The 23,426-nt window shown below is 66.4% G+C and carries 13 protein-coding genes and 3 rRNA genes; 14 read left to right on the top strand and 2 right to left on the bottom strand.

Translation table 11 applies throughout. The annotated features are described in order from the left end of the window. Positions 1–3 precede the first annotated feature (3 nt). Positions 4–1,794, top strand: coding sequence for an ABC transporter substrate-binding protein (locus tag BQ6202_RS08255; RefSeq protein ID WP_072314032.1), 1,791 nt, complete (start codon positions 4–6; stop codon positions 1,792–1,794). Positions 1,795–1,884: 90 nt separating this feature from the next. Here the strand turns inward: BQ6202_RS08255 and BQ6202_RS08250 are convergent, their stop codons facing one another. Beyond that, on the bottom strand, positions 1,885–2,649 hold the full coding sequence (locus BQ6202_RS08250) for a CPBP family intramembrane glutamic endopeptidase (RefSeq protein ID WP_072314031.1): 765 nt from the start codon (positions 2,647–2,649) through the stop codon (positions 1,885–1,887). A gap of 163 nt (positions 2,650–2,812) precedes the next feature. Between BQ6202_RS08250 and BQ6202_RS08245 the strand changes: the two genes are divergently transcribed. From BQ6202_RS08245 to BQ6202_RS08235, 3 genes are all read left to right on the top strand, one after another. Further along, positions 2,813–4,633 (top strand): ABC transporter family substrate-binding protein, encoded by a 1,821-nt coding sequence (locus BQ6202_RS08245; protein WP_234946167.1) that lies wholly within the window; start codon positions 2,813–2,815, stop codon positions 4,631–4,633. A gap of 138 nt (positions 4,634–4,771) precedes the next feature. Next, on the top strand, positions 4,772–6,313 hold the full coding sequence (locus BQ6202_RS08240; RefSeq protein WP_072314029.1) for an ABC transporter permease: 1,542 nt from the start codon (positions 4,772–4,774) through the stop codon (positions 6,311–6,313). Further along, complete coding sequence (locus BQ6202_RS08235; RefSeq protein ID WP_234946166.1) at positions 6,310–7,311, top strand: ABC transporter permease; 1,002 nt, start codon at positions 6,310–6,312, stop codon at positions 7,309–7,311. The genes BQ6202_RS08240 and BQ6202_RS08235 overlap by 4 nt, the downstream gene beginning before the upstream one ends. A gap of 35 nt (positions 7,312–7,346) precedes the next feature. Here BQ6202_RS08235 and BQ6202_RS08230 read toward each other — a convergent pair whose 3' ends face one another. Beyond that, complete coding sequence (locus tag BQ6202_RS08230; protein WP_083587139.1) at positions 7,347–7,964, bottom strand: PH domain-containing protein; 618 nt, start codon at positions 7,962–7,964, stop codon at positions 7,347–7,349. Between the two features lie 62 nt (positions 7,965–8,026). Between BQ6202_RS08230 and BQ6202_RS08225 the strand changes: the two genes are divergently transcribed. The 10 genes from BQ6202_RS08225 (at position 8,027) to rrf (ending at position 23,368) form a co-directional block, all read left to right on the top strand. Next, on the top strand, positions 8,027–9,928 hold the full coding sequence (locus BQ6202_RS08225; RefSeq protein ID WP_083587138.1) for a dipeptide ABC transporter ATP-binding protein: 1,902 nt from the start codon (positions 8,027–8,029) through the stop codon (positions 9,926–9,928). A gap of 83 nt (positions 9,929–10,011) precedes the next feature. Next, positions 10,012–11,916, top strand: a complete 1,905-nt coding sequence (gene typA / locus BQ6202_RS08220) for a translational GTPase TypA (RefSeq protein ID WP_072314028.1) — start codon at positions 10,012–10,014, stop codon at positions 11,914–11,916. Positions 11,917–12,078: 162 nt separating this feature from the next. Next, on the top strand, positions 12,079–13,173 hold the full coding sequence (locus BQ6202_RS08215; protein WP_072314027.1) for a PIG-L family deacetylase: 1,095 nt from the start codon (positions 12,079–12,081) through the stop codon (positions 13,171–13,173). Then, positions 13,170–13,493, top strand: coding sequence for a ferredoxin (gene fdxA, locus BQ6202_RS08210; protein WP_072314026.1), 324 nt, complete (start codon positions 13,170–13,172; stop codon positions 13,491–13,493). Before BQ6202_RS08215 ends, fdxA begins: the two co-directional genes overlap by 4 nt. Then, complete coding sequence (gene dapC / locus BQ6202_RS08205; protein WP_072314025.1) at positions 13,493–14,566, top strand: succinyldiaminopimelate transaminase; 1,074 nt, start codon at positions 13,493–13,495, stop codon at positions 14,564–14,566. The genes fdxA and dapC overlap by 1 nt, the downstream gene beginning before the upstream one ends. An 88-nt stretch (positions 14,567–14,654) precedes the next feature. Next, positions 14,655–15,905 (top strand): citrate synthase, encoded by a 1,251-nt coding sequence (locus BQ6202_RS08200; protein WP_234946225.1) that lies wholly within the window; start codon positions 14,655–14,657, stop codon positions 15,903–15,905. A gap of 79 nt (positions 15,906–15,984) precedes the next feature. Continuing rightward, positions 15,985–17,439, top strand: coding sequence for an NCS2 family permease (locus BQ6202_RS08195; RefSeq protein ID WP_072314023.1), 1,455 nt, complete (start codon positions 15,985–15,987; stop codon positions 17,437–17,439). Positions 17,440–18,100: 661 nt separating this feature from the next. Then, a 16S ribosomal RNA gene (locus BQ6202_RS08190) occupies positions 18,101–19,623 on the top strand. A gap of 404 nt (positions 19,624–20,027) precedes the next feature. After that, positions 20,028–23,140: ribosomal RNA gene (locus BQ6202_RS08185) — 23S ribosomal RNA — on the top strand. 111 nt (positions 23,141–23,251) lie between these two features. Next, positions 23,252–23,368: ribosomal RNA gene (gene rrf / locus BQ6202_RS08180) — 5S ribosomal RNA — on the top strand. Together the 16S, 23S and 5S rRNA genes form the textbook arrangement of a ribosomal RNA operon. Positions 23,369–23,426 lie beyond the last annotated feature (58 nt).

The following is a 23,426-nucleotide window of genomic DNA, read 5'->3' as shown; positions in this document are numbered from 1 at the left end:
CGCGTGACGAGACCCCGCACGCTCGCGATCGCGGCCGCCGCCATCGCGGCGCTCGCGCTGACCGCGTGCGGGGGCCCGTCGTACGAGCCGCGCGTGGTGGCCGGCACGAGCGTCGCGGTCGCGTGGGAGGGCGAGCTGACCTCTGCGAACGCCGCGAGCAGCACCGGGGCGACGGCGGGCAACCGCGACCTCGCGGCGCTCACGCGGGGCGCGTTCACGACCCTCGACAACGACGGTGAGCTGCGCGAGGACCCCAGCTTCGGCACGGTCACGATCGCGAGCGAGTCGCCCTTCACGGTGCGCTACGACCTGGCCGAGGGCGTGCGCTGGTCCGACGGCGTGCCGGTCGATGCGGCCGACCTCATGCTGGCGTGGGCCGCGACCTCCAACGCGCTCTCGACGCCCGATCTCGACGTGTCCGCGCTGCGCGGCACGGATGGGGCGCTCGACCTGCCGGAGGACGCCGTCTGGTTCGACGTCGCAGACTCGGGCGGCCTCATCCACTCCACCGGCGCGACGCCCGACGACTGGCAGCGCTCGATCGACGTCGAGCTGTCGCAGCCGATCCCCGATTGGCAGCAGGCGCTGCCGGTCGCGGTGCCCGCGCACGTGCTCGCGCAGCGGGTGCTCGGCATCGCCGACCCGATGGAGGCCAAGCAGGCGGTGCTCGACGCCATCGACCGCGCGGATCCGCTCGTGCTGCACCGCCTCTCGGCGGCGTGGAGCAGCGAGTTCGTGGTCGACCCGCTCGCCCTGGAGTCCGACCTCCTGGTCTCGAGCGGCGCCTATCGCGTGGACACGATCCAGAACGGCCGCGTCGACCTGGTCGCGAACACCTCCTACGTCGGTGCCCAGAGCGCCGCGATCGAGCGCCTCGCCCTGCGACCGGTGGCCGACGACGCCGCGGCGCTGCAGGCGCTCGCTGCCGGCGAGGTCGACGTCGCGACCGTCGAGCCGACCGAGGAGAGCCGCACTGTCATCCGCGACCTCGAGCGCGACGACGCGTCGCTCCTGCTCGCCGGAGACGGCACGCGCTGGGAGCTCGCGCTGCGCGCCGACCGCGCTCCGCTGCAGTCGGTCGAGGCGCGCACGTCGTTCCTCCGCTCCTTCGACCAGCGGCGAGCGACCGAGGCGGCGCTGGGGGAGCGGGTGCAGGACACCACCGCGACCGACTCGATCCTCTTCCGCTCCGGCACCCGCATCTACGAGTACGCGCTCGAGGACGCCGGCTTCAGCGACGCCTTCGGCGGTGCGGATGCGGAGGCCGCGGCCGCGCTGCGCGACTCCATGGCCATCGCCGCGGGCACCGAGCTCTGCGTGCTGCACGACCGCGCGTCGGGCTTCTCGACCGCCTACGTCGAGGCGATGCGCGAGCAGGCCGCCGAGGCCGGGTGGGCGGTGCGCGACTGCGGCGTCGACGACCTGCGCGCCGGGCTCGCCGGCGAGGACTGGCACGCGGTGCTGCGACAGGTCACGGTGCCGGAGGGCGTCGGCGAGATCGACGAGCGCTGGCGCGACGGCGGCATCACGGCCGCGAGCAGCGCCGAGCGCAACGCAATGATCGACGAGGCGCTGGCCACGGCAGATCGCGACGCCCTCGAGGAGACCCTGCTCGAGCTCGAGACCTCGCTGGTCGCGGATGCGCTGGTGCTCCCCATCATCGAGCCCTCGCCCACGACCGTCTCGGCCTCGCAGGTGCAGGGTGTCGTGCCGAGGCCGCGCAGCGCATCCCTCACCTGGAACGCCTGGGAGTGGGCGATCGAGACCGCGACCGCCCCGGCGCCCGCGCCGTGACGCCGCGCGACCCCCGCTGATCGGGCGTGACCCAGTCGCACCCCACCCGTTGATCGAGGAGCGCGCGACGCAGTCGCACGCGTCACGAGATCATCCCCCGAACAGCACCGGGAAGCTCGCGTACGCCCACGGGTAGCCGACGAAGACCGCGACGTCGATGAGCGTGTGGGCCACGATGAGCGGCACGAGCCTGCCGGTGCGCTGGTAGAGCCACCCGAACAGCAGCCCCATCGCAATGTTGCCGAGCATCGCGGGCACGCCCTGATACAGGTGGTAGACCCCGCGCAGCAGCGCGGCCGAGACGATGATCGCCCATGGGCTCCACCCGATCCGGCGCAGACGCTCGAAGAGGTAGCCGATGACGATCACCTCCTCGGTGAGCCCGGCGCGCAGCGCCGAGAGCAGCAGCAGGGGCACCGTGAACCAGTGCGCGTCGAGCGGCGATGGCACCACGTTCACCGTCAGCCCCATCGCGCGTCCGGCGATGTAGAGCGCGAGCCCCGGGATGCCGATGATCAGCACGAGGGCGGTGCCGGATGCGGTGTCGCGCCACGGGCGGGCACCGTCGATCCCGAGGGCACTCAGGTGGGGTCGACGGGCGCGCCACAGCAGCCAGATGACGAGCGCGACGGGCACGAGGTCGAGCAGGATGCCGGTCAGCTGATACGCGAGGTCGAGCCAGGCGCGGTCGGAGCGACTGGGGTTGAGGGCCACCTGCTGCTCGCCGATCGGTGCCTCGCGCGTCGAGACGTCGGCGAACTGGAGCACCGACCACAGGGCGCTCGCACCGAGCGAGAGCAGCAGCACGATGGCGATCTCCCACGCGAGGCGGCGGCGGGTCTGGGGCTCGTGCACGCTCCAACGCTAGGGGCTCCGCGCTCCGGATCGCGCAAGCACCAACTTGGTAACGATCAGGAGAACGGGCCCGCTCGCTCGAATCCCCGTGCTTAGACTGACGACTATCTCAGAGCACTGCGGCTCAAGAAGCCGCTCGCTCACCTTGCACAGGAGGAAACCAGTGACAATTCTCAACAGGCGTCGCGGCCGCGCGCTCGCCGGGCTCGCCATCGGCACCGCCGCTATGGTCGCGCTCGCGGGCTGCACCACGACCACCCCGGAGCCGGCAGAGTCCGGTGGCACCGACAGCGCCGCTCCCACCAGCGGCACGATCAGCGTCGCGCAGACCAACGCTGCGACCGCGCTGAACTCGGGCACCCCCGACACGAACCTGAACACGAACGGCATGGTCGACTACCTCATGGGTGCCGGCACGGGCCCCGGTTCGTTCGCCTACGTCGACCCGGAGTTCAACGTCGTCCCCGACGAGACCAACGGCACGATGGAGCTCGTCAGCGATGACCCGCTCGTCGTGAAGTACACCCTCGACCCCGAGGCTGTCTGGTCGGACGGCACGCCGATGACCACGACCGACCTCCTGCTCTCGTGGGCGATCGGCTCGGGCTACTACGACGACGCCACGTACGACGAGGCGACCGGTGAGGTCACCGAGGGCAACGTCTACTTCCAGCTCGCTGGCTCGACGGCTGGCCTCGACACCACCGAGTTCCCGGAGATCGACGCGGAGGCCGGCACGCTCACGCTGAACTACGGCGCTCCGTACGTCGACTGGAACCTGGTCAACCTCATCAACAAGCCGGCGCACGTCTTCGCTGAGGCCGCTGGCTTCGGTTCGGTCGAGGAGCTCGCGACGTTCCTCGAGGAGACTCCGCAGGGCGACCCCGAGGCTCCCGCCGAGCCGAACGAGCAGCTGCAGACCATGGCCGAGCTGTGGAACACGGGCTACAACATCACCGCGATGCCTGAGGACGAGGGCCTCCTCGTCGGCGCCGGCATGTGGATCCCCAAGGACTTCCAGGCTGACGACGGTGGCTTCATCTCCTTCGAGCCGAACCCCGAGTGGCGTGGCGAGATGCAGCCGTCGTTCGACGAGCTGATCATCCGCTTCATCGGTGACCCGAACGCGCAGATCACCGCTCTCCAGAACGGTGAGGTGCAGGTCATCGAGCCGCAGCCCTCGGCTGACACGATCTCCTCGATCGAGGCCTTCGGCGGCACGCTCATCCAGGGCTCGCAGCTGGCGTACGACCACCTCGACCTCACGATGGACTCGGAGGTCTTCTCCGACCCGACCGTGCGCGAGGCGTTCCTCATGACCATCCCGCGCCAGCAGATCCTCGACTCGATCATCACGCCCATCCAGGAGGGCGCTGAGGTCCTGAACTCGCAGCAGTTCGTCACGAACCAGCCGCAGTACCAGGACGCGATCGCGGAGAACGGCTACGGCGACTTCGCTGAGCCCGACATCGAGGGCGCTCGCGAGCTGCTCGCCGGTGCTACGCCGACGGTCAGCATCCTCTACAACACGGAGAACCCGAACCGCGTCGACTCCTTCCAGCTCATCCAGGCGAGCGCCTCGGAGGCCGGCTTCAACATCGTCGACGCCGGATCGCCCGACTGGTCGAGCCTGCTCGGCAGCGGTGACTACGACGCATCGATCTTCGGATGGGTCTCGCCGGGTGTCGGCTACGCGAGCCTGCCGCAGATCTGGAAGACCGGTGGCGGTGGCAACTACAACGGCTACAGCAACGCCGAGGTCGACGCTCTCGCCGACGAGTCGCAGATCACGATCGGTGACGAGGAGCGACTGACGGAGATCCAGATCGAGATCGACCGCCTGTCGCGCGACGACTTCTACGGCCTGCCGCTCTTCCAGACCCCCGGTCTGGTTGCGACCAACGGCGGCGTCGACGGTGTCGTCTACAACGGCGGCCAGACGGGCGCCATCTGGAACACGTGGGAGTGGACGCTCGTCGGCTGATCGCCTGACAGTATGATTCCCAGTTAGTCCTTCGGCCGTGGCTGTCGGGACCTCGTCCCGGCAGCCACGGCCAACCCGTGTCCGTCCTCGATTCGCGCGCGACCCGCGCGGTCCTCCGGCTGATCGGAGCACAGAGCCATGCTCAGCTTCATCGTGAGGCGCATCCTTGCCTCCATCCTCACGCTCCTCGTGGCGTCGTTCATCATGTACGTCCTCACGGCGTACTCGGACAACCCCCTCAAAGACCTCCAGGCGTCCAACGCCCCGAACGCGCAGCTGCTCATCGCGCAGCGCATCGAGCGCCTCGACCTCGACGTCCCGCCGCCGCTGCGGTGGTTCGGCTGGCTGGCGGGCGCGGCAGGTTGCCTCACGCCCTTCACGCCGTGCGATCTCGGCACCGACCTGAACTACGCGCAGGTCACGCAGCTCCTCCCGCCCGCTGCCGCCTCAACGGTGAGGCTGGTCGCCGCTTCGACGATCCTCGCGATCATCTTCGGCATCATCACGGGCATCGTCTCGGCGCTGCGCCAGTACTCGGCGTTCGACCTCGGTATGACGTTCGTCAGCTTCTTCCTCTACTCGCTCCCGTCGTTCCTCGCAGCGGTGCTGCTGAAGGAGTTCGTGGCGATCGGGTTCAACGACTGGCTCTCGAGCGGCGACTCGAGCATCGGCTTCATCCCGACGCTCGTGATCGCGCTGGTGATCGCGGTGATCATGCAGGCGCTCGTCGCAGGCTCGCGGCGCAACCGCGTCATCACCTTCGTGATCTCCGGCGCTGCGACGTTCGGCATGCTCTACTACCTCGACGCCGTCAACTGGTTCCAGCAGCCCGGCCTCGGTGCCGTCGGCCTGCTGCTGCTCATCGGCGGCACGGTCTTCGGCGTGACGGCCGTCATGGCGGGCTTCGGCAACCGCCGTGCGCTCATCGGTGCCATCAGCGCCGGTGTGCTCGCGTACGTCTCGTACTTCGTGCTGCAGGGCCTGTTCGACATCTCCACGGTGTGGACGATCGGCATCCTGGGCCTCGCGACGCTCGCGGCGTGCTTCGTCATCGGATGGGTCATCGGCGGCAACGATCGGGCGCAGGTCGTGCGCACCACGATGGTGGTCGGCGCCCTGTCGTCGCTGCTCGTCGTCGCGGACCGCTACCTGCAGGCGTGGCCCTCGTACCTCACGAACCCGCGCATCAACAACCGGCCGATCGCGACGGTCGGCGAGCAGACGGTTGGGCTCTCCGGCGACATGTGGGTCATGGGCATCGACACGTTCACCCACTTCCTGCTGCCGACGATCTCGCTCACGCTCATCTCGTTCGCGGGCTACACGCGCTACGCGCGCGCCGGCCTCCTCGAGGTCATGAACCAGGACTACATCCGCACCGCGCGCGCGAAGGGCCTCTCCGAGCGCGTCGTGATCACGCGGCACGCGTTCCGGAACATGCTCATCCCGATCACGACGATCGTGGCCGCCGACATCGGCGCGCTGCTCGGCGGTGCGCTAATCACGGAGCGCGTGTTCGCCATCAGTGGCATGGGTGCGCTGTTCAACGTCGCGCTCGACCGCGTCGACGTGAACCCTGTCATGGGCTACTTCCTCGTGATCGCGATCACCGCGATCCTGTTCAACTTCATCGCCGATCTGAGCTACGCGCTCCTCGACCCGAGAGTGAGGGTCAAGTGACGAACTCTGCCAAGACCACGACGCAGGAAGAGGTGGCCGGCCAGAGCCAGAGCCGCCTGATCTTCACGCGCTTCGTCTCGAACAAGTCCTCGATGGTGTCGCTCGTGCTGCTGGTGGCGATCTTCGTGTTCGCGATCTCGGCGATCGGCATCGGTCCGATCCCGGGCTGGTGGCACTACGACTACCGCACGCCCAGCACCGTCGTCGACGGCGGGCGGCCCACCCTGTCGCTCATCCCCGAGTGGCTCGGCGGTGCCGGCCTGTTCCTCGGCGACCACCCCTTCGGCCAGAACCGCATCGGTGTCGACTACTTCGCGCAGACCATGCGCGGCGTGCAGAACTCGTTCGTCGTCATCGTGCTGCTCGCCGGCGTCGCGACGATCGTGGGCACCGTCGTCGGTGCCGTCGCCGGCTACTACCGCGGATGGGTCGACGCGATCCTCATGCGCATCACCGACGTGTTCATCGTGATCCCGCTGATCGTCGTGGGCGCGGTCGTCGGCGCCATGACGGGCGGGCTGGGCGTGCAGTACCTCGCCGTCTTCCTCGGCCTCGTCGCCTGGATGGGCATCGCGCGACTCGTGCGCGCCGAGTTCCTGTCGCTGCGCGAGCGCGAGTTCGTCGAGGCTGCGCGGGTCGCGGGCGCGAACGACTTCCGCATCATCTTCAAGCACATCCTCCCGAACGCCATGGGCGTCGTCATCGTCGCCGCGTCGCTCATCGCCGCGGCCGCGATCATCCTCGAGGCCTCGCTGAGCTACCTCGGCTACGGCATCCTGCCGCCGGACACATCGCTCGGCCGCCAGGTCTCCGACAACCAGTCGGCCTTCGCGACCCGGCCGTGGCTGTTCTGGTTCCCGGCGTTCTTCATCGTGACGCCCGCGCTGCTGATCAACTTCATCGGCGACGGGCTGCGCGACGCGTTCGACCCGCGCCAGAAGCGCTTCTCGGTGCGCCGCACCAAGGAGCAGCCGGTGGCCGCGGAGTCGCGCGCATGATCCGCGGTCTCAGCAGCTGTGCGCCGACGACCGCGTCAGAAGAGCAGCGGGACGCCGGCGATGAGCAGGGGCCCCGCGGCCAGCGCCGCGACCCGCGACCAGTGCAGCACGACGGGCACCGCGACCGCTTCGGCGTCCGCTCCGCGCGGGGCCGACGCCCAGCGATCGCGCACGAGCCTCGCCGCGTCGCCCGACTCGGTGCCGGGCACGTCGCCGATGCGCATGCCGGCGTCGAGCGGGTTGCGGGGGTCGCGGGGATCGCGGTCGTCGTCGCCCGCCCGGCGCGCTTTGCGGCGGGCGCTCAGGCGCCCGGCCTGCGGCGCGCACCACACGGGCCAGCGACGGTTCGGCGTGAACAGCGTCAGCGAGTAGCGGGTGTCGACGTGGATGAGCGCTTCCCAGGCGACGCGGACGGTGCGCAGCGGGTTGCGGATCTCGCAGCCGGCGCGGTCGACCACGAGCGCAGGAGCCCACAGCACCACGAAGGCCGCGTAGGCCAGCCAGACGACGGCGATGACCGCCGCGACCGCGCCCCGCGGCTCCGCCTGCATGGCGCCGAGCGCGCCGAGCACGGCGAGCAGGGCCCAGCAGAAGATCGCCATGCCTCGATTCACGCGGGAGTGGACGGTCACGGCACGCGGGTCGTCGTTCACGGCTCCATCGTCGCAGGCACCGCATCGCGCGACGAATCCGACACCCCGCTGGAGGAGGCGGCATGACCTCGCATCACACTGACAACGCTCAGCACGCTCAGGACGGGGTTCCCGCCCTGCAGATCTCGGGGCTGCACGTCGACTTCGCCGTCGACGGCTACTGGGTCCCCGCGGCGAAGGACGTCTCGTACGAGATCGGCAAGGGCGAGGTCGTCGCCGTCGTCGGCGAGTCCGGCTCCGGCAAGAGCGTCTCGTCCATGGCCATCCTCGACCTGCTGCCCAAGAACGCGCGCACGCGCGGCTCGATCAAGCTCGGTGGCGACGAGCTCTTCGGGCTCGCCCCGCAGAAGATGCGCGAGGTGCGCGGCAATCGGGTCTCCGCGATCTTCCAGGAGCCGATGACGGCGCTGAACCCCGTGCTGACGGTGGGCTTCCAGATCATGGAGGGGCTGCGCCTGCACCGCGAGATGGTGCCGAGCGCTGCGCAGGAGCGTGCGCTCGAGATGCTCGAGCTCGTCGAGCTGCCGGACCCGATGAAGGCGTTCAAGTCGTACCCGCACCAGCTCTCCGGCGGTCAGCGCCAGCGCGCCATGATCGCGATGGCGCTCTCGCTCGACCCCGAGCTGCTCATCGCCGACGAGCCGACCACGGCGCTCGACGTCACGGTGCAGGCCGAGATCCTCGAGCTGATGCGCGACCTGAAGGATCGCCTCGGCTCGGCCGTGCTGCTCATCACCCACGACATGGGTGTCGTCGCCGACCTCGCGGACTGGGTGGTCGTGATGGAGCAGGGCAGCATCGTCGAGCAGGGGCCGGTGCGCGAGATCTTCGCGAACCCGCAGCAGGCCTACACGCAGATGCTGCTCTCCTCGGTGCCTCGCCTCGGCGAGGGCAGCGAGGGCGCGGCCGCGATCGACCTGACCGCGGCGCTCGCGCTGGCCTCCGATCAGGAGGTCATGGACGAGGACCTGCGCGTGCGCGTGGAGGAGAACGCCCGCGCAGCAGAGCAGGCGCAGCGCGAGGAGAAGCAGTTCACGGGCGAGCCAGTGCTCGTGCTCGAGGACGTCGCGATCGAGTACGGCAAGAAGGGCAAGCTCGGCACGTTCCGCGCTGTCGACGGCGTCTCGCTCGAGATCCGCGCCGGTGAGATCCTCGGCCTCGTCGGCGAATCCGGCTCGGGCAAGTCGACCATCGGTCGCGCGGCCATCGGCCTCCAGCCGATCGCCGAGGGCCGGCTCGAGGTCGCGGGCGTCGACATCTCGCACATCGACCGGAAGCTCGCGCGCAGCCTCAACCGCAAGGTCGGCATCGTCTTCCAGGACCCCTCGTCCTCGCTGAACCCGCGACTCCCGATCGGCGAGTCGATCGGCGAGCCGATGTACCTGGCGAAGATCCACCGCGGCGCCGCGCTCGACAAGCGCGTCGAGGAGCTGCTCGATGCCGTGCGCCTCCCGCGCGCATATCGGAACCGCTTCCCGCACGAGCTCTCCGGAGGCCAGAAGCAGCGCGTCGGCATCGCTCGCGCGCTGTCGATGAGCCCCGACCTCCTGGTCGCCGATGAGCCGACGAGCGCGCTCGACGTCTCGGTGCAGGCGACCGTGCTCGAGCTGCTGCGCGAGCTGCAGGAGGAGCAGGGCTTCGCGTGCCTGTTCATCAGCCACGACCTCGCGGTCGTCGACCTCATGTCGGATCGCATCGCGGTGATGCACCACGGCAAGATCGTCGAGCAGGGCGCGCGCGACGCGATCCTGCGCGCCCCGAAGGAGCCGTACACGCAGCGCCTCATCGCCGCGATCCCCGTGCCCGATCCCGACAAGCAGCGCGCTCGCCGCGCGCTGCGGCACGAGCTGCTCGCGCGCACCTCCGAGGACGGGGCGCAGGGCGACAGCGACGCGGTCGACGTCGAGCAGCTCGCCGACGAGCGCAAGACGCAGACGGCGATCGAGGAGGAGCGCGGCATCTGAGCCGCGAAGCTCGGCCGCAGCCGCCCGCTAGGATGGGCGACTGCGGCCGTTCGTCGCGCACTCCCCATACGGAAGGCTCCTGTATGCCGATCGCATCGCGATCAGATCTCCGCAACGTGGCGATCGTCGCCCACGTCGACCACGGAAAGACCACCCTCGTCGACGCGATGCTCACGCAGACCGGCTCGTTCGGCTCGCACGACACGCATGACGAGCGCGCCATGGACTCCAACGAGCTGGAGCGCGAGAAGGGGATCACGATCCTCGCCAAGAACACGGCGATCCGCTACGTGGGCGAGCACGCCGTCGACGGGCCCGTGATCATCAACGTCATCGACACCCCGGGCCACGCCGACTTCGGCGGCGAGGTCGAGCGCGGCCTCTCCATGGTCGACGGCGTCGTCCTGCTCGTCGACGCCTCCGAGGGCCCGCTGCCGCAGACGCGCTTCGTGCTCCGCAAGGCGCTCGAGGCCAAGCTGCCCGTGATCCTGCTGGTCAACAAGACCGACCGCCCCGACGCGCGCATCGACGACGTGGTGGGGGAGAGCCAGGACCTGCTCCTCGGCCTCGCCTCCGACCTCGCGGACGACGTGCCCGACCTCGACCTCGACGCCGTCCTCGACGTGCCCGTCGTCTACGCCTCCGGCAAGGCCGGCCGCGCCTCGACCGTCAAGCCCGCCGACGGCTCGCTCCCCGAGAGCGAGGATCTCGAGCCGCTGTTCGCCGCGATCCTCCAGCACATCCCGGCGCCGACCTACGACGACGAGGCGCCGCTGCAGGCGCACGTGACGAACCTCGACGCATCCCCCTTCCTCGGCCGCATCGCGCTGCTGCGCGTCAAGGCCGGCACGATCAAGAAGGGGCAGACCGTCGCCTGGGTGCGGCACGACGGTGAGGTGCAGAACGTGCGCATCACCGAGCTGCTCGAGACCAAGGCGCTCGAGCGCGTGCCGGCAGAGAGCGCGGGCCCCGGTGACATCGTCGCCGTGGCGGGCATCGCCGAGATCACGATCGGCGAGACGCTCGCCGACCCCGACGACGTGCGCCCGCTGCCCACCATCACGGTCGACGAGCCCGCGATCTCGATGACGATCGGCACGAACACCTCGCCGCTCGCCGGCAAGGTCAAGGGCGCCAAGCTCACGTCCCGCATGGTGAAGGACCGCCTCGACCGCGAGCTCATCGGCAACGTGTCGCTCCGCGTCGTCGACGTGGGCCGGCCCGACGCCTGGGAGGTGCAGGGCCGCGGCGAGCTGGCCCTCGCGATCCTGGTCGAGCAGATGCGCCGCGAGGGCTTCGAGCTCACGGTCGGGAAGCCGCAGGTCGTGACGCGCAAGATCGACGGCGTGCTGCACGAGCCCTTCGAGCACCTGACGGTCGACGCGCCCGAGGAGTACCTCGGCGCCGTCACGCAGCTGCTCGCCGCTCGCAAGGGCATCATGGACGGGATGCAGAACCACGGCACCGGCTGGGTGCGCATGGAGTTCGTCGTGCCCTCGCGCGGCCTCATCGGGTTCCGCACCGAGTTCATGACCATCACCCGCGGCACCGGCATCGCCAACGCGATCTCGCACGGAGTGCGCCCCTGGGCGGGCGCGATCACGACGCGGAACAACGGCGCGCTGGTCGCCGACCGCACCGGTGTCGCCACGCCGAACGCCATCATGGCCCTGCAGGAGCGCGGCACCTTCTTCATCAAGCCGGGCGACGACGTCTACGAGGGCATGGTCGTGGGCGAGAACGCCCGCGCCGATGACATGGACGTCAACATCACCAAGGAGAAGAAGCTCAACAACATCCGGTCGTCGACCGGTGAGGAGCTCGAGCGCCTGACGCCGCCGAAGCAGCTCTCGCTCGAGGAGTGCCTCGAGTGGGCTCGCGACGACGAGTGCGTCGAGGTGACGCCGCAGAACGTGCGCATCCGCAAGGTGAACCTGGATGCGACCACGCGCGCTCGCGAGGCCAGCCGCCTCAAGAAGCAGGGCTGACACCGCTCCTCGACAGGACCCCTCCCGCCAACGGCGACCCGGTGCACCGGGCCCCGGATGGCAGGAGGGGTCCTTCGGCGTCTGCGCGCCGCACCGCGCCAGCAGCCGGGTGCTCGGCGGTCGCGTGCGGAGCAGGCCTCCAGCGGTGGTTGGATGAGAGGGATGGATCCCCGCCTCGAGCGTGTCATGTTCGTGCACGCCCACCCAGATGACGAGACGCTCTCGACCGGTGTCGCGATCGCCGCTGTCGCCGAGAGCGGCGGCGACGCCGTCGTCGTCACCTTCACGCTCGGCGAGCGCGGCGAGGTCCGCGCCGAGCGGATGCCGGACGTCGAGGAGGTCGGCATCGGCGAGGTGCGTCGGGCCGAGCTCGACGCGGCACTGCGCGCGCTCGGCGCCCGCGGCCGACGCATCCACGGCTGGGACGACTCCGGCATGGCGTGGCACACGAACGGCAAGGCCGGCGCCGCCCCGGACGCCCCGCCGACCTCCATGAGTCGCGCCGACATCGATGACCTGGCGGATGCGCTGAGCGTCGTCGTCGAGGAGGTCGACCCGACGGCTCTCGTGACCTACGACGCCGATGGCGGCTACGGCCATCCGGATCACGTCGCCGCGCACCGCGCCGCCGTGCTCGTCGCGCGCCGCTACGACCTGCCGCTCTACGTGCGCACCGATCGCGCGGCCGACGTCTCCTTCGCGCTCGAGCCGGTGCGCGACCGAGTGCTCGCCGCGCTCGCCGAGCACAGCTCGCAGCTGACGGTCGAGGGCGACGACGTGCTGCACGTCGGCGGCCAGCGCCGCCCGATCGACGCGGTCGAGCACTACCGCCTCATCGAAGCGCGCCCGAAGCGCAGCACGCGGGTGCTGCTGCGGGTGGGCGCGCTGCTCGCCGGCCTCGTCGTCGGCGTCGTCGGCACCTTCTCGCACCAGCAGCTGCCGTGGGGCCTCGGCCTCTCGCTCATCGCCGCGGTCGGCCTGATCCTCGGGGTGCGGGCGACGAGCGGCTCGCGGCCCATGACGGTCGCGGCCGTGCTCGGCGTGGTCGGCGTCATCGCCCTGATCGCGATCGATCCGCTCGGCCGCGGCGCTTGGGGCACCGAGCGCTCGATCGTGCCCTCCAACCTCGCGGGCTGGCTCTGGTCGATCGTGCCGGTGGTCGCATCCTTCGTCGCGCTGGCGTGGCCGGATGCGGAGGCGATGCGGCGGATTAGGATGGCTAGGAGCCGAACGACAGGAGGGGAGGCAGACCGATGACCTACGTGATCGCGCTCCCATGCGTCGACCTCAAGGATCGCGCCTGTGTCGACGAGTGCCCCGTCGACTGCATCTACGAGGGCGAGCGGATGCTGTACATCCACCCCGACGAGTGCGTCGACTGCGGCGCGTGCGAGCCCGTGTGCCCCGTCGAGGCGATCTTCTACGAGGACGACACGCCTGAGGAGTGGGCCGAGTACTACGAGGCCAACGTGCACTTCTTCGACGAGATCGGCTCGCCCGGCGGCGCCGCGAAGGTGGGCGTTATCAAGCACGACCACCCGATCGTGGCCGCGCTCCCGCCGCAGCAGACCAGCTGATGCTGCTGCCCGAGTTCCCCTGGGACACGCTCTCGGACGCGAAGGCTCGCGCCGCGCAGCACCCGGGCGGGCTCGTCGACCTGAGCGTCGGCTCGCCGGTCGACCCGACGCCGCCGGTGATCCAGGCGGCGCTCCGCGAGGCGACCGACGCGCACGGCTACCCGACGAACCACGGCACGGCGGAGGCACGCGCGGCGATCGCCGAGTGGTTCGCCCGCGTGCGCGGCGTCGAGGGCATCGCCGACGAGCACGTGCTCATCACGGTCGGTTCGAAGGAGCTCGTCGCCGGCCTGCCGCTGCAGCTCGGCCTCGGCGCGGGCGATGTGGTCGTGCATCCGTCGGTCGCCTACCCGACCTATGACATCGGTGCGCGGATCGCCGGCGCTGCGCCGGTGCGGGCCGACGATCCCGACGAGTGGCCGGCAGAGACCAGGCTCGTCTGGCTCAACTCGCCGTCGAACCCGACGGGTGAGGTGCTGGGGGTGGATGCGCTGCGTCGCGTCGTGCGCGTCGCGCGCGAGCGCGGCATCGTGGTCGCGAGCGACGAGTGCTACGCGCTGCTGCCGTGGGAGGTCGAGGAGGCACCGTCGATCCTCGATCCGCGCGTCACCGACGGCGACCTGCGCGGCCTCATCTCCGTCTACTCGCTCAGCAAGCAGTCGAACCTCGCCGGCTACCGCGCCGCCTTCATCGCCGGCGACCCGAGCGTCGTGCAGCGCGTGCTCGCGGTGCGCAAGCACCTGGGCCTGATGGCGCCGAGCCCCGTGCAGCACGCACTCGCCGTGGCACTCGCCGACGAGGCCCACGTGGCCGAGCAGCGCGAGCGCTACCGCGCGCGCCGCGCGCAGCTGCTGCCCGCGCTCCGGCAGCGCGGGTTCGAGGTCGCCTCCGACGCGGGCCTCTACCTGTGGGCCACCGACGGCTCGGATGCGCTGCAGCAGGTCGATGCGCTCTCGCGACTCGGGATCCTGGTCGCCCCTGGCACCTTCTACGGCGACGGCACTCGGGTGCGGGTCGCGCTCACCGCATCCGACGACGACATCGCCGAGGCAGCAGCGCGACTCCTGGGCTGATCCCGGTGCGTGAGGGGCAGCCGCTGGCGACCGATAGTCTGTCAGCGTGACGATCGAGGACACCGCCAAGCCCGCCCGTTCCGTGACGCTGCAGCACGATGGCGGCTCGACGCAGCTGCAGGTGCTGGAGGCCGCTGACGGGCGCTCTGCGATCGACGTGTCGAAGCTGACGCGCGAGACGGGGCTCACCACCCTCGACTACGGGTTCGTGAACACGGCGAGCACGCGCAGCGCGATCACCTACATCGACGGCGACGCGGGCATCCTGCGCTACCGCGGCTACCCCATCGAGGAGCTCGCGGAGCAGAAGACCTTCCTCGACGTCGCGCACCTGCTCATCTACGGCGAGCTGCCGAGCGAGGACGAGCTGGCGGGCTTCGACCAGAGCGTGCGTCGCCACACCCTGCTGCACGAGGACCTGCGGCGCTTCTTCGACGCGCTGCCCCGCGACGCCCACCCCATGAGCGCGCTCTCGAGCGCCGTCAGCGCACTGTCGACCTACTACGAGCCCGACCACGATCCGCGCGACGCCGACAAGGTCGACAAGCAGACCATCCGCCTGCTGGCGAAGATGCCGGTGATCGCGGCCTACGCCCACAAGAAGTCGATCGGGCAGGCCTTCCTCTACCCGGACAACAGCCTGAGCTTCGTGGAGAACTACCTGAAGCTCAACTTCGGCATCGAGGCCGAGCCCTACATCCAGAACCCGGTGATGGTGCGCGCGCTCGAGCGTCTGCTGATCCTGCACGCCGACCACGAGCAGAACGCCTCGACGTCGACGGTGCGCATGGTGGGGTCGACCGACGCGAACCTGTTCGCCTCGGTATCCGCCGGCATCCACGCCCTCTCCGGGCCGCTGCACGGCGGCGCGAACGAGGCCGTGCTGTCGATGCTGCGAGGCATCCGCGACTCTGGCGAGGGCGTCGAGCGCTTCGTGGAGCGCGTCAAGCGCAAGGAGCAGGGCGTCAAGCTCATGGGCTTCGGGCACCGCGTCTACAAGAACTACGACCCGCGCGCGAAGCTCGTGAAGACCTCGGCAGAAGAGGTGCTCGCGCAGCTCGGCGTGCGCGACCCGCTGCTCGACATCGCGCAGGAGCTCGAGCAGGTGGCGCTGGCCGACGACTACTTCAAGGAGCGCAAGCTCTACCCGAACGTCGACTTCTACACCGGCGTCATCTACAAGGCGATGGGCTTCCCGGAGCGCATGTTCACGGTGCTCTTCGCCATCGGCCGCCTGCCGGGCTGGATCGCGCACTGGCGCGAGATGATGCTCGACCCGCAGACGAAGATCGGCCGACCGCAGCAGCTCTACGTCGGCCCGACCGAGCGCCACATCTGACCCGACCTCAGGCGGCTGAGCCGCTCCGCGCCGCGGGCGCCGAGAGCGTCGAAGCCCCCGCGCCCGACCCGGAGCACTCATGACCAGCACGACGCAGGCGGCGCCGAAGGGCGCCCTCGACCGCTTCTTCAAGATCTCGGAGCGCGGCTCCTCCGTCACGCAGGAGGTGCGCGGCGGTCTCGTCACGTTCTTCGCGATGGCGTACATCATCGTGCTGAACCCGCTGATCATCGGCGGCTTCTCCGCCGATCAGGCGGCGGTCGACGTCGAGGGCGGATGGCTCCCCAACCACCAGGTGGCGGCCGTCACCGCGCTGGTGGGCGGGCTCATGACCCTCGCGATGGGCCTGATCGCCAACGTGCCGTTCGGGCTTGCGGCCGGCCTCGGCATCAACTCGTTCCTGGCGTTCAGCCTCGTCGGCGAGCTGACCTGGCCGGAGGCCATGGGCCTCGTCGTCATCAACGGCATCATCATCGTCGTCATGGGCCTCACCGGCCTCCGCCGCATGATCTTCGATGCCGTGCCGCCCGCGCTCAAGAGCGCGATCACCGTGGGGATCGGCCTGTTCATCGCCTTCATCGGATTCGTCGACGCGGGCTTCGTGCGCTCGACCTTCGCGGCGTCGCCGCCCGTGCAGCTGGGCGACGGGGGATCGATCACCGCGCTGCCGACGGTCGTCTTCATCATCGCGCTGGCGATGATGGGGATCCTCCTCTCGCTGCGGGTCAAGGGTGCGCTGCTGATCGGCATCGTCGCCACCACGGTCATCGCGATCATCCTCGAGGCGATCTTCAAGGTGGGCCCGTCGCTCGGGCAGAACCCTGATGCCTGGAACCTGAACCCGCCGGCGCTGCCGACCGCGATCTTCTCCCTGCCCGACTTCTCACTCATCGGCCAGGTGTCGTTCGGCTCCTTCGAGCGCATCGGGGTGCTCGCGACGACGATGTTCATCTTCACGCTCGTGTTCATGAACTTCTTCGACGCGATCGGCTCGATGACCGGCCTCGCACGCCAGGCGGGCCTGGCCTACCCGAACGGCCAGTTCCCGGGCCTGAAGCGTGCGCTGGTCGTCGAGGGCGTCGGCGCCGTCGCCGGTGGCGGTGCGAGCGCATCCTCGAACACCGTCTTCATCGACTCCGCGGCAGGCATCGGCGATGGTGCTCGCACTGGCCTCGCGTCGGTGGTGACGGGCGTGCTGTTCCTCGCCGCCATGTTCCTCACGCCGCTGACCTCGGTGGTGCCGCTCGAGGTGGCCGCTGCGACGCTCGTCGTCGTCGGTGCGCTGATGATGTCGCAGATCGCCGACATCGACTTCACCGACTTCCGGGTGGCACTGCCCGCGTTCCTCACCATCGTCGTGATGCCGCTCACCTACAACATCGCCAACGGCATCGGCGTCGGCTTCGTCGCCTGGGTGCTGATCAACGCGGTCTCGGGCAAGGCGAAGCAGATCTCGCCGCTGCTGTGGATCGTCGCCGTGCTGTTCGTCGTCTTCTTCGCGCGCGGGCCCATCGAGGCACTGCTCGCCGCGTAGCCGCTGTCGCTCGTGTGTGCGAGCGCTGCATCGCGTCCTGCATCGCGATGACCGCGTGGGGGAGACGGCTCGGTTCGACCGACGGGCAGCCCCATCGGCGACCTCTAGGCGCGTCGACCGCGTCACGCCGTGCTGGGCCCGCCATCGTCCGGGTTACACCAATATCGCGGGCCGTCTAGGCATCGCCGAGACGCGAAGCTGCGGGCCTCGCGCCGACCCGCGACGCGCCCGGCCCACAGGTGGTTTGACGGCGGCCGCGAGGCATGTACTCTAGACAGGTTGCCATGAACCGGGAACGAACCGTGCGGGATCAGCGATTTGACAGCTGCTCCAGAGCGTGTAACCTAGACAGGTTGCCACGAGCCGGACCTGAGGGTCTGGTGGGAGTACGAGCTCCGCACGGCGTGTCGAATTGACATGGTCCGAGAAGTGGTTATGATTGAGAAGTTGCCTCGGCGCTGATCCCTGATGGGGGGAAGCACGGGAGCGTCCGATCCTTGAGAACTCAACAGCGTGCACAATGTCATATGCCAAATTATTTACTCGTCCTGCCTTCGGGCAGAACGATTCCTTTGGATGAGACAGATTGTCAGTAGACAGTCTTTTTTGTCAGTTTCAAACTCGCTGCCGCCTGGTTTTTCTGGGTGGTATGCATCTTTTCTTTACGGAGAGTTTGATCCTGGCTCAGGACGAACGCTGGCGGCGTGCTTAACACATGCAAGTCGAACGATGAAGGAGGAGCTTGCTCCTCTGGATTAGTGGCGAACGGGTGAGTAACACGTGAGCAATGTGCCCTTGACTCTGGAATAAGCGCTGGAAACGGCGTCTAATACCGGATACGACCTTCGGAGGCATCTCCTGGGGGTGGAAAGAATTTCGGTCAAGGATCAGCTCACGGCCTATCAGTTAGTTGGTGAGGTAATGGCTCACCAAGACGACGACGGGTAGCCGGCCTGAGAGGGTGACCGGCCACACTGGGACTGAGACACGGCCCAGACTCCTACGGGAGGCAGCAGTGGGGAATATTGCACAATGGGCGCAAGCCTGATGCAGCAACGCCGCGTGAGGGACGACGGCCTTCGGGTTGTAAACCTCTTTTAGCAGGGAAGAAGCGAGAGTGACGGTACCTGCAGAAAAAGCACCGGCTAACTACGTGCCAGCAGCCGCGGTAATACGTAGGGTGCAAGCGTTGTCCGGAATTATTGGGCGTAAAGAGCTCGTAGGCGGTTTGTCACGTCTGCTGTGAAATCCCGAGGCTCAACCTCGGGCTTGCAGTGGGTACGGGCAGACTAGAGTGCGGTAGGGGAGATTGGAATTCCTGGTGTAGCGGTGGAATGCGCAGATATCAGGAGGAACACCGATGGCGAAGGCAGATCTCTGGGCCGTAACTGACGCTGAGGAGCGAAAGCATGGGGAGCAAACAGGCTTAGATACCCTGGTAGTCCATGCCGTAAACGTTGGGAACTAGATGTGGGGACCATTCCACGGTCTCCGTGTCGTAGCTAACGCATTAAGTTCCCCGCCTGGGGAGTACGGCCGCAAGGCTAAAACTCAAAGGAATTGACGGGGGCCCGCACAAGCGGCGGAGCATGCGGATTAATTCGATGCAACGCGAAGAACCTTACCAAGGCTTGACATATGCGAGAACGCACTGGAGACAGTGAACTCTTTGGACACTCGTATACAGGTGGTGCATGGTTGTCGTCAGCTCGTGTCGTGAGATGTTGGGTTAAGTCCCGCAACGAGCGCAACCCTCGTCCTATGTTGCCAGCACGTTATGGTGGGAACTCATGGGATACTGCCGGGGTCAACTCGGAGGAAGGTGGGGATGAGGTCAAATCATCATGCCCCTTATGTCTTGGGCTTCACGCATGCTACAATGGCCGGTACAATGGGCTGCGATACCGTAAGGTGGAGCGAATCCCAAAAAGCCGGTCTCAGTTCGGATTGAGGTCTGCAACTCGACCTCATGAAGTCGGAGTCGCTAGTAATCGTAGATCAGCAACGCTACGGTGAATACGTTCCCGGGCCTTGTACACACCGCCCGTCAAGTCATGAAAGTCGGTAACACCCGAAGCCGGTGGCCTAACCTTTTGGAGGGAGCCGTCGAAGGTGGGATCGGTGATTAGGACTAAGTCGTAACAAGGTAGCCGTACCGGAAGGTGCGGCTGGATCACCTCCTTTCTAAGGAGCATCTCGTCGGTTCGCCGGCGCAGAGCCACTTCGGTCGCCATGTCGATCGGTGGTCAGCTCATGGGTGGAACATTGACATTGGTGCTCGAGGGATCGAGCTCTGCTCAGTACGGCTGCTTCGGCGGTCTGGAACGGTGGGGTTCGGGGTTCTCGGGTGCATGCACGCTGTTGGGTCCTGAGGGACCGGACGGCGCCTTTTGGCGTTGGATGACCCTCGGACCGGCCGGTTGTTGCGCGTATGCGTTTCGATCGTCGGTACCGACCGTAAGTTGAGAACTACACAGTGGACGCGAGCATCTTAGATTCGGGCTTCGGCTCGAGTCTTGATGATCTATATAGATCATTGGTCGCCATCGTTTCGACGGTGGTGTCCTAACCAAAATACTCATGTATGTGGTCAAGTTTCTAAGAGCAAACGGTGGATGCCTTGGCATCTGGAGCCGATGAAGGACGTAGTAATCTGCGATAAGCCTCGGGGAGCTGATAAACGAGCTTTGATCCGAGGATCTCCGAATGGGGAAACCCCGCTGGGCAGCGTGCTGACCCGGTGACTCCCGCCTGAATATATAGGGCGGGTAGAGGGAACGTGGGGAAGTGAAACATCTCAGTACCCACAGGAAGAGAAAACAACAGTGATTCCGTAAGTAGTGGCGAGCGAACGCGGAAGAGGCTAAACCGATCGTGTGTGATAGCCGGCAGGCGTTGCACGATCGGGGTTGTGGGACATCTCAGCTGATCTGCCGATCAGCAAGCGTGACAGACCGCGGTAGGCGAAGGACTTGGAAAGGTCCATCACAGAGGGTGACAATCCCGTAGCCGAAACCGTGCGATGGCGCGAGGTTCATCCCAAGTAGCACGGGGCCCGAGAAATCCCGTGTGAATCAGCCAGGACCACCTGGTAAGCCTAAATACTCCCAGATGACCGATAGCGGACAAGTACCGTGAGGGAAAGGTGAAAAGTACCCCGGGAGGGGAGTGAAATAGTACCTGAAACCGTTTGCTTACAAACCGTTGGAGCAGCCCTAGTAGCTGTGACAGCGTGCCTTTTGAAGAATGAGCCTGCGAGTTAGCGATATGTGGCGAGGTTAACCCGTGTGGGGTAGCCGTAGCGAAAGCGAGTCTGAATAGGGCGATTCAGTCGCATGTCCTAGACCCGAAGCGAAGTGATCTATCCATGGCCAGGTTGAAGCGAGGGTAAGACCTCGTGGAGGACCGAACCCACTTAGGTTGAAAACTGAGGGGATGAGCTGTGGATAGGGGTGAAAGGCCAATCAAACTTCGTGATAGCTGGTTCTCTCCGAAATGCATTTAGGTGCAGCGTTGCGTGTTTCTTGCCGGAGGTAGAGCTACTGGATGGCCGATGGGCCCCAAAAGGTTACTGACGTCAGCCAAACTCCGAATGCCGGTAAGTGAGAGCGCAGCAGTGAGACGGTGGGGGATAAGCTTCATCGTCGAGAGGGAAACAACCCAGACCACCGACTAAGGTCCCTAAGCGCGTGCTAAGTGGAAAAGGATGTGAAGTTGCTTAGACAACCAGGAGGTTGGCTTAGAAGCAGCCACCCTTGAAAGAGTGCGTAATAGCTCACTGGTCAAGTGATTTTGCGCCGACAATGTAACGGGGCTCAAGCACGCCACCGAAGTCGTGGAATTCGTACAACAGCTCGGCAGCTTCGGCTGTCCAGGCGTACGGATTGGTAGGAGAGCGTCGTGTGGCGAGTGAAGCGGCGGAGGAATCCAGCCGTGGACGCCACACGAGTGAGAATGCAGGCATGAGTAGCGAAAGACATGTGAGAAACATGTCCTCCGAAAGACCAAGGGTTCCAGGGTCAAGCTAATCTTCCCTGGGTAAGCCGGGACCTAAGGCGAGGCCGACAGGCGTAGTCGATGGACATCAGGTTGATACTCCTGAGCTGACGAAGAACCGCCCAAGCCAAACCAGTAATGCTAAGAGTCCGAATCCTTGGACCGATCCCTTCGGGGTGACGTCCTTGGCCTAGCACTCGACCCTATGCTGGGGCGGCTAGCGTATTAACAGGTGTGACGCAGGAAGGTAGCAGAACCGGGCCGATGGTTGAGTCCGGGTAAGCCGTAGGGCGTGGGATAGGCAAATCCGTCCCACACATAGCCTGAGAGCTTTGCCGAACCCTAGAGGGAAGTCTGTGATCCTATGCTGCCAAGAAAAGCATCGACGCGAGGTTCAAGTCACCCGTACCCCAAACCAACTCAGGTGGTCAGGTAGAGAATACTAAGGAGATCGAGAGAATCGTGGTTAAGGAACTCGGCAAAATGCCCCCGTAACTTCGGGAGAAGGGGGGCCTGAGGCGTGACGGCACTTGCTGCCGGAAGCGTTTGAAGGCCGCAGAGACCAGTGGGAAGCGACTGTTTACTAAAAACACAGGTCCGTGCGAAGACGCAAGTCGATGTATACGGACTGACGCCTGCCCGGTGCTGGAAGGTTAAGAGGAAGGGTTAGCGCAAGCGAAGCTCAGAATTTAAGCCCCAGTAAACGGCGGTGGTAACTATAACCATCCTAAGGTAGCGAAATTCCTTGTCGGGTAAGTTCCGACCTGCACGAATGGCGTAACGACTTCCCAGCTGTCTCAACCGCGAACTCGGCGAAATTGCACTACGAGTAAAGATGCTCGTTACGCGCAGCAGGACGGAAAGACCCCGTGACCTTTACTACAGCTTGGTATTGGTGTTCGGTGTGGCTTGTGTAGGATAGGTGGGAGACTGTGAAGCTCGGACGCTAGTTCGGGTGGAGTCAATGTTGAAATACCACTCTGGTCACTCTGGATATCTAACTTCGAACCGTAATCCGGTTCAGGGACAGTGCCTGGTGGGTAGTTTAACTGGGGCGGTTGCCTCCCAAAAAGTAACGGAGGCGCCCAAAGGTTCCCTCAACCTGGTTGGCAATCAGGTGTCGAGTGTAAGTGCACAAGGGAGCTTGACTGTGACAGTGACAACTGGAGCAGGGACGAAAGTCGGGACTAGTGATCCGGCAGTGGCTTGTGGAAGCGCTGTCGCTCAACGGATAAAAGGTACCTCGGGGATAACAGGCTGATCTTGCCCAAGAGTCCATATCGACGGCATGGTTTGGCACCTCGATGTCGGCTCGTCGCATCCTGGGGCTGGAGTAGGTCCCAAGGGTTGGGCTGTTCGCCCATTAAAGCGGCACGCGAGCTGGGTTTAGAACGTCGTGAGACAGTTCGGTCCCTATCCGCTGCGCGCGTTGGAAGTTTGAGAGGATCTGACCCTAGTACGAGAGGACCGGGTTGGACGAACCTCTGGTGTGTCAGTTGTTCCGCCAGGAGCACCGCTGATTAGCTACGTTCGGGATGGATAACCGCTGAAAGCATCTAAGCGGGAAGCCGGCCTCAAGATGAGACTTCCATGCCTTCGGGCGAGAGGCTCCCAGCCAGACTACTGGGTTGATAGGCCGGATGTGGAAGTGGGGACTAACGACCCATGAAGCTGACCGGTACTAATAAGCCGATGACTTGATAACATATATATGAGCTTGCTGCTCGCGTCCACTTTGTGGTTCTCGATGTACGGTCGAGAACCGCAGCCCTCCACCCCGTGTGGAGAGCTGTGCAGACTGAAACATCAACAGTGTTTCGGCGGCCATAGCGAGAGGGAAACGCCCGGTCACATTCCGAACCCGGAAGCTAAGGCTCTCAGCGCCGATGGTACTGCAGGGGGGACCCTGTGGGAGAGTAGGACACCGCCGGACTTCTTTTGGAAAGGGGCCCCAGATTCGTCTGGGGCCCCTTTTTCCGTTTGTGCCACGA

Origin of the sequence: Agrococcus sp. Marseille-P2731, assembly GCF_900117395.1 — a bacterium.
In the GTDB taxonomy this organism is placed as follows: Bacteria; Actinomycetota; Actinomycetes; order Actinomycetales; family Microbacteriaceae; genus Agrococcus.
The sequence above is the reverse complement of the archived record's forward strand: the minus strand, read 5'-3'. Positions and strand labels throughout refer to the sequence as shown.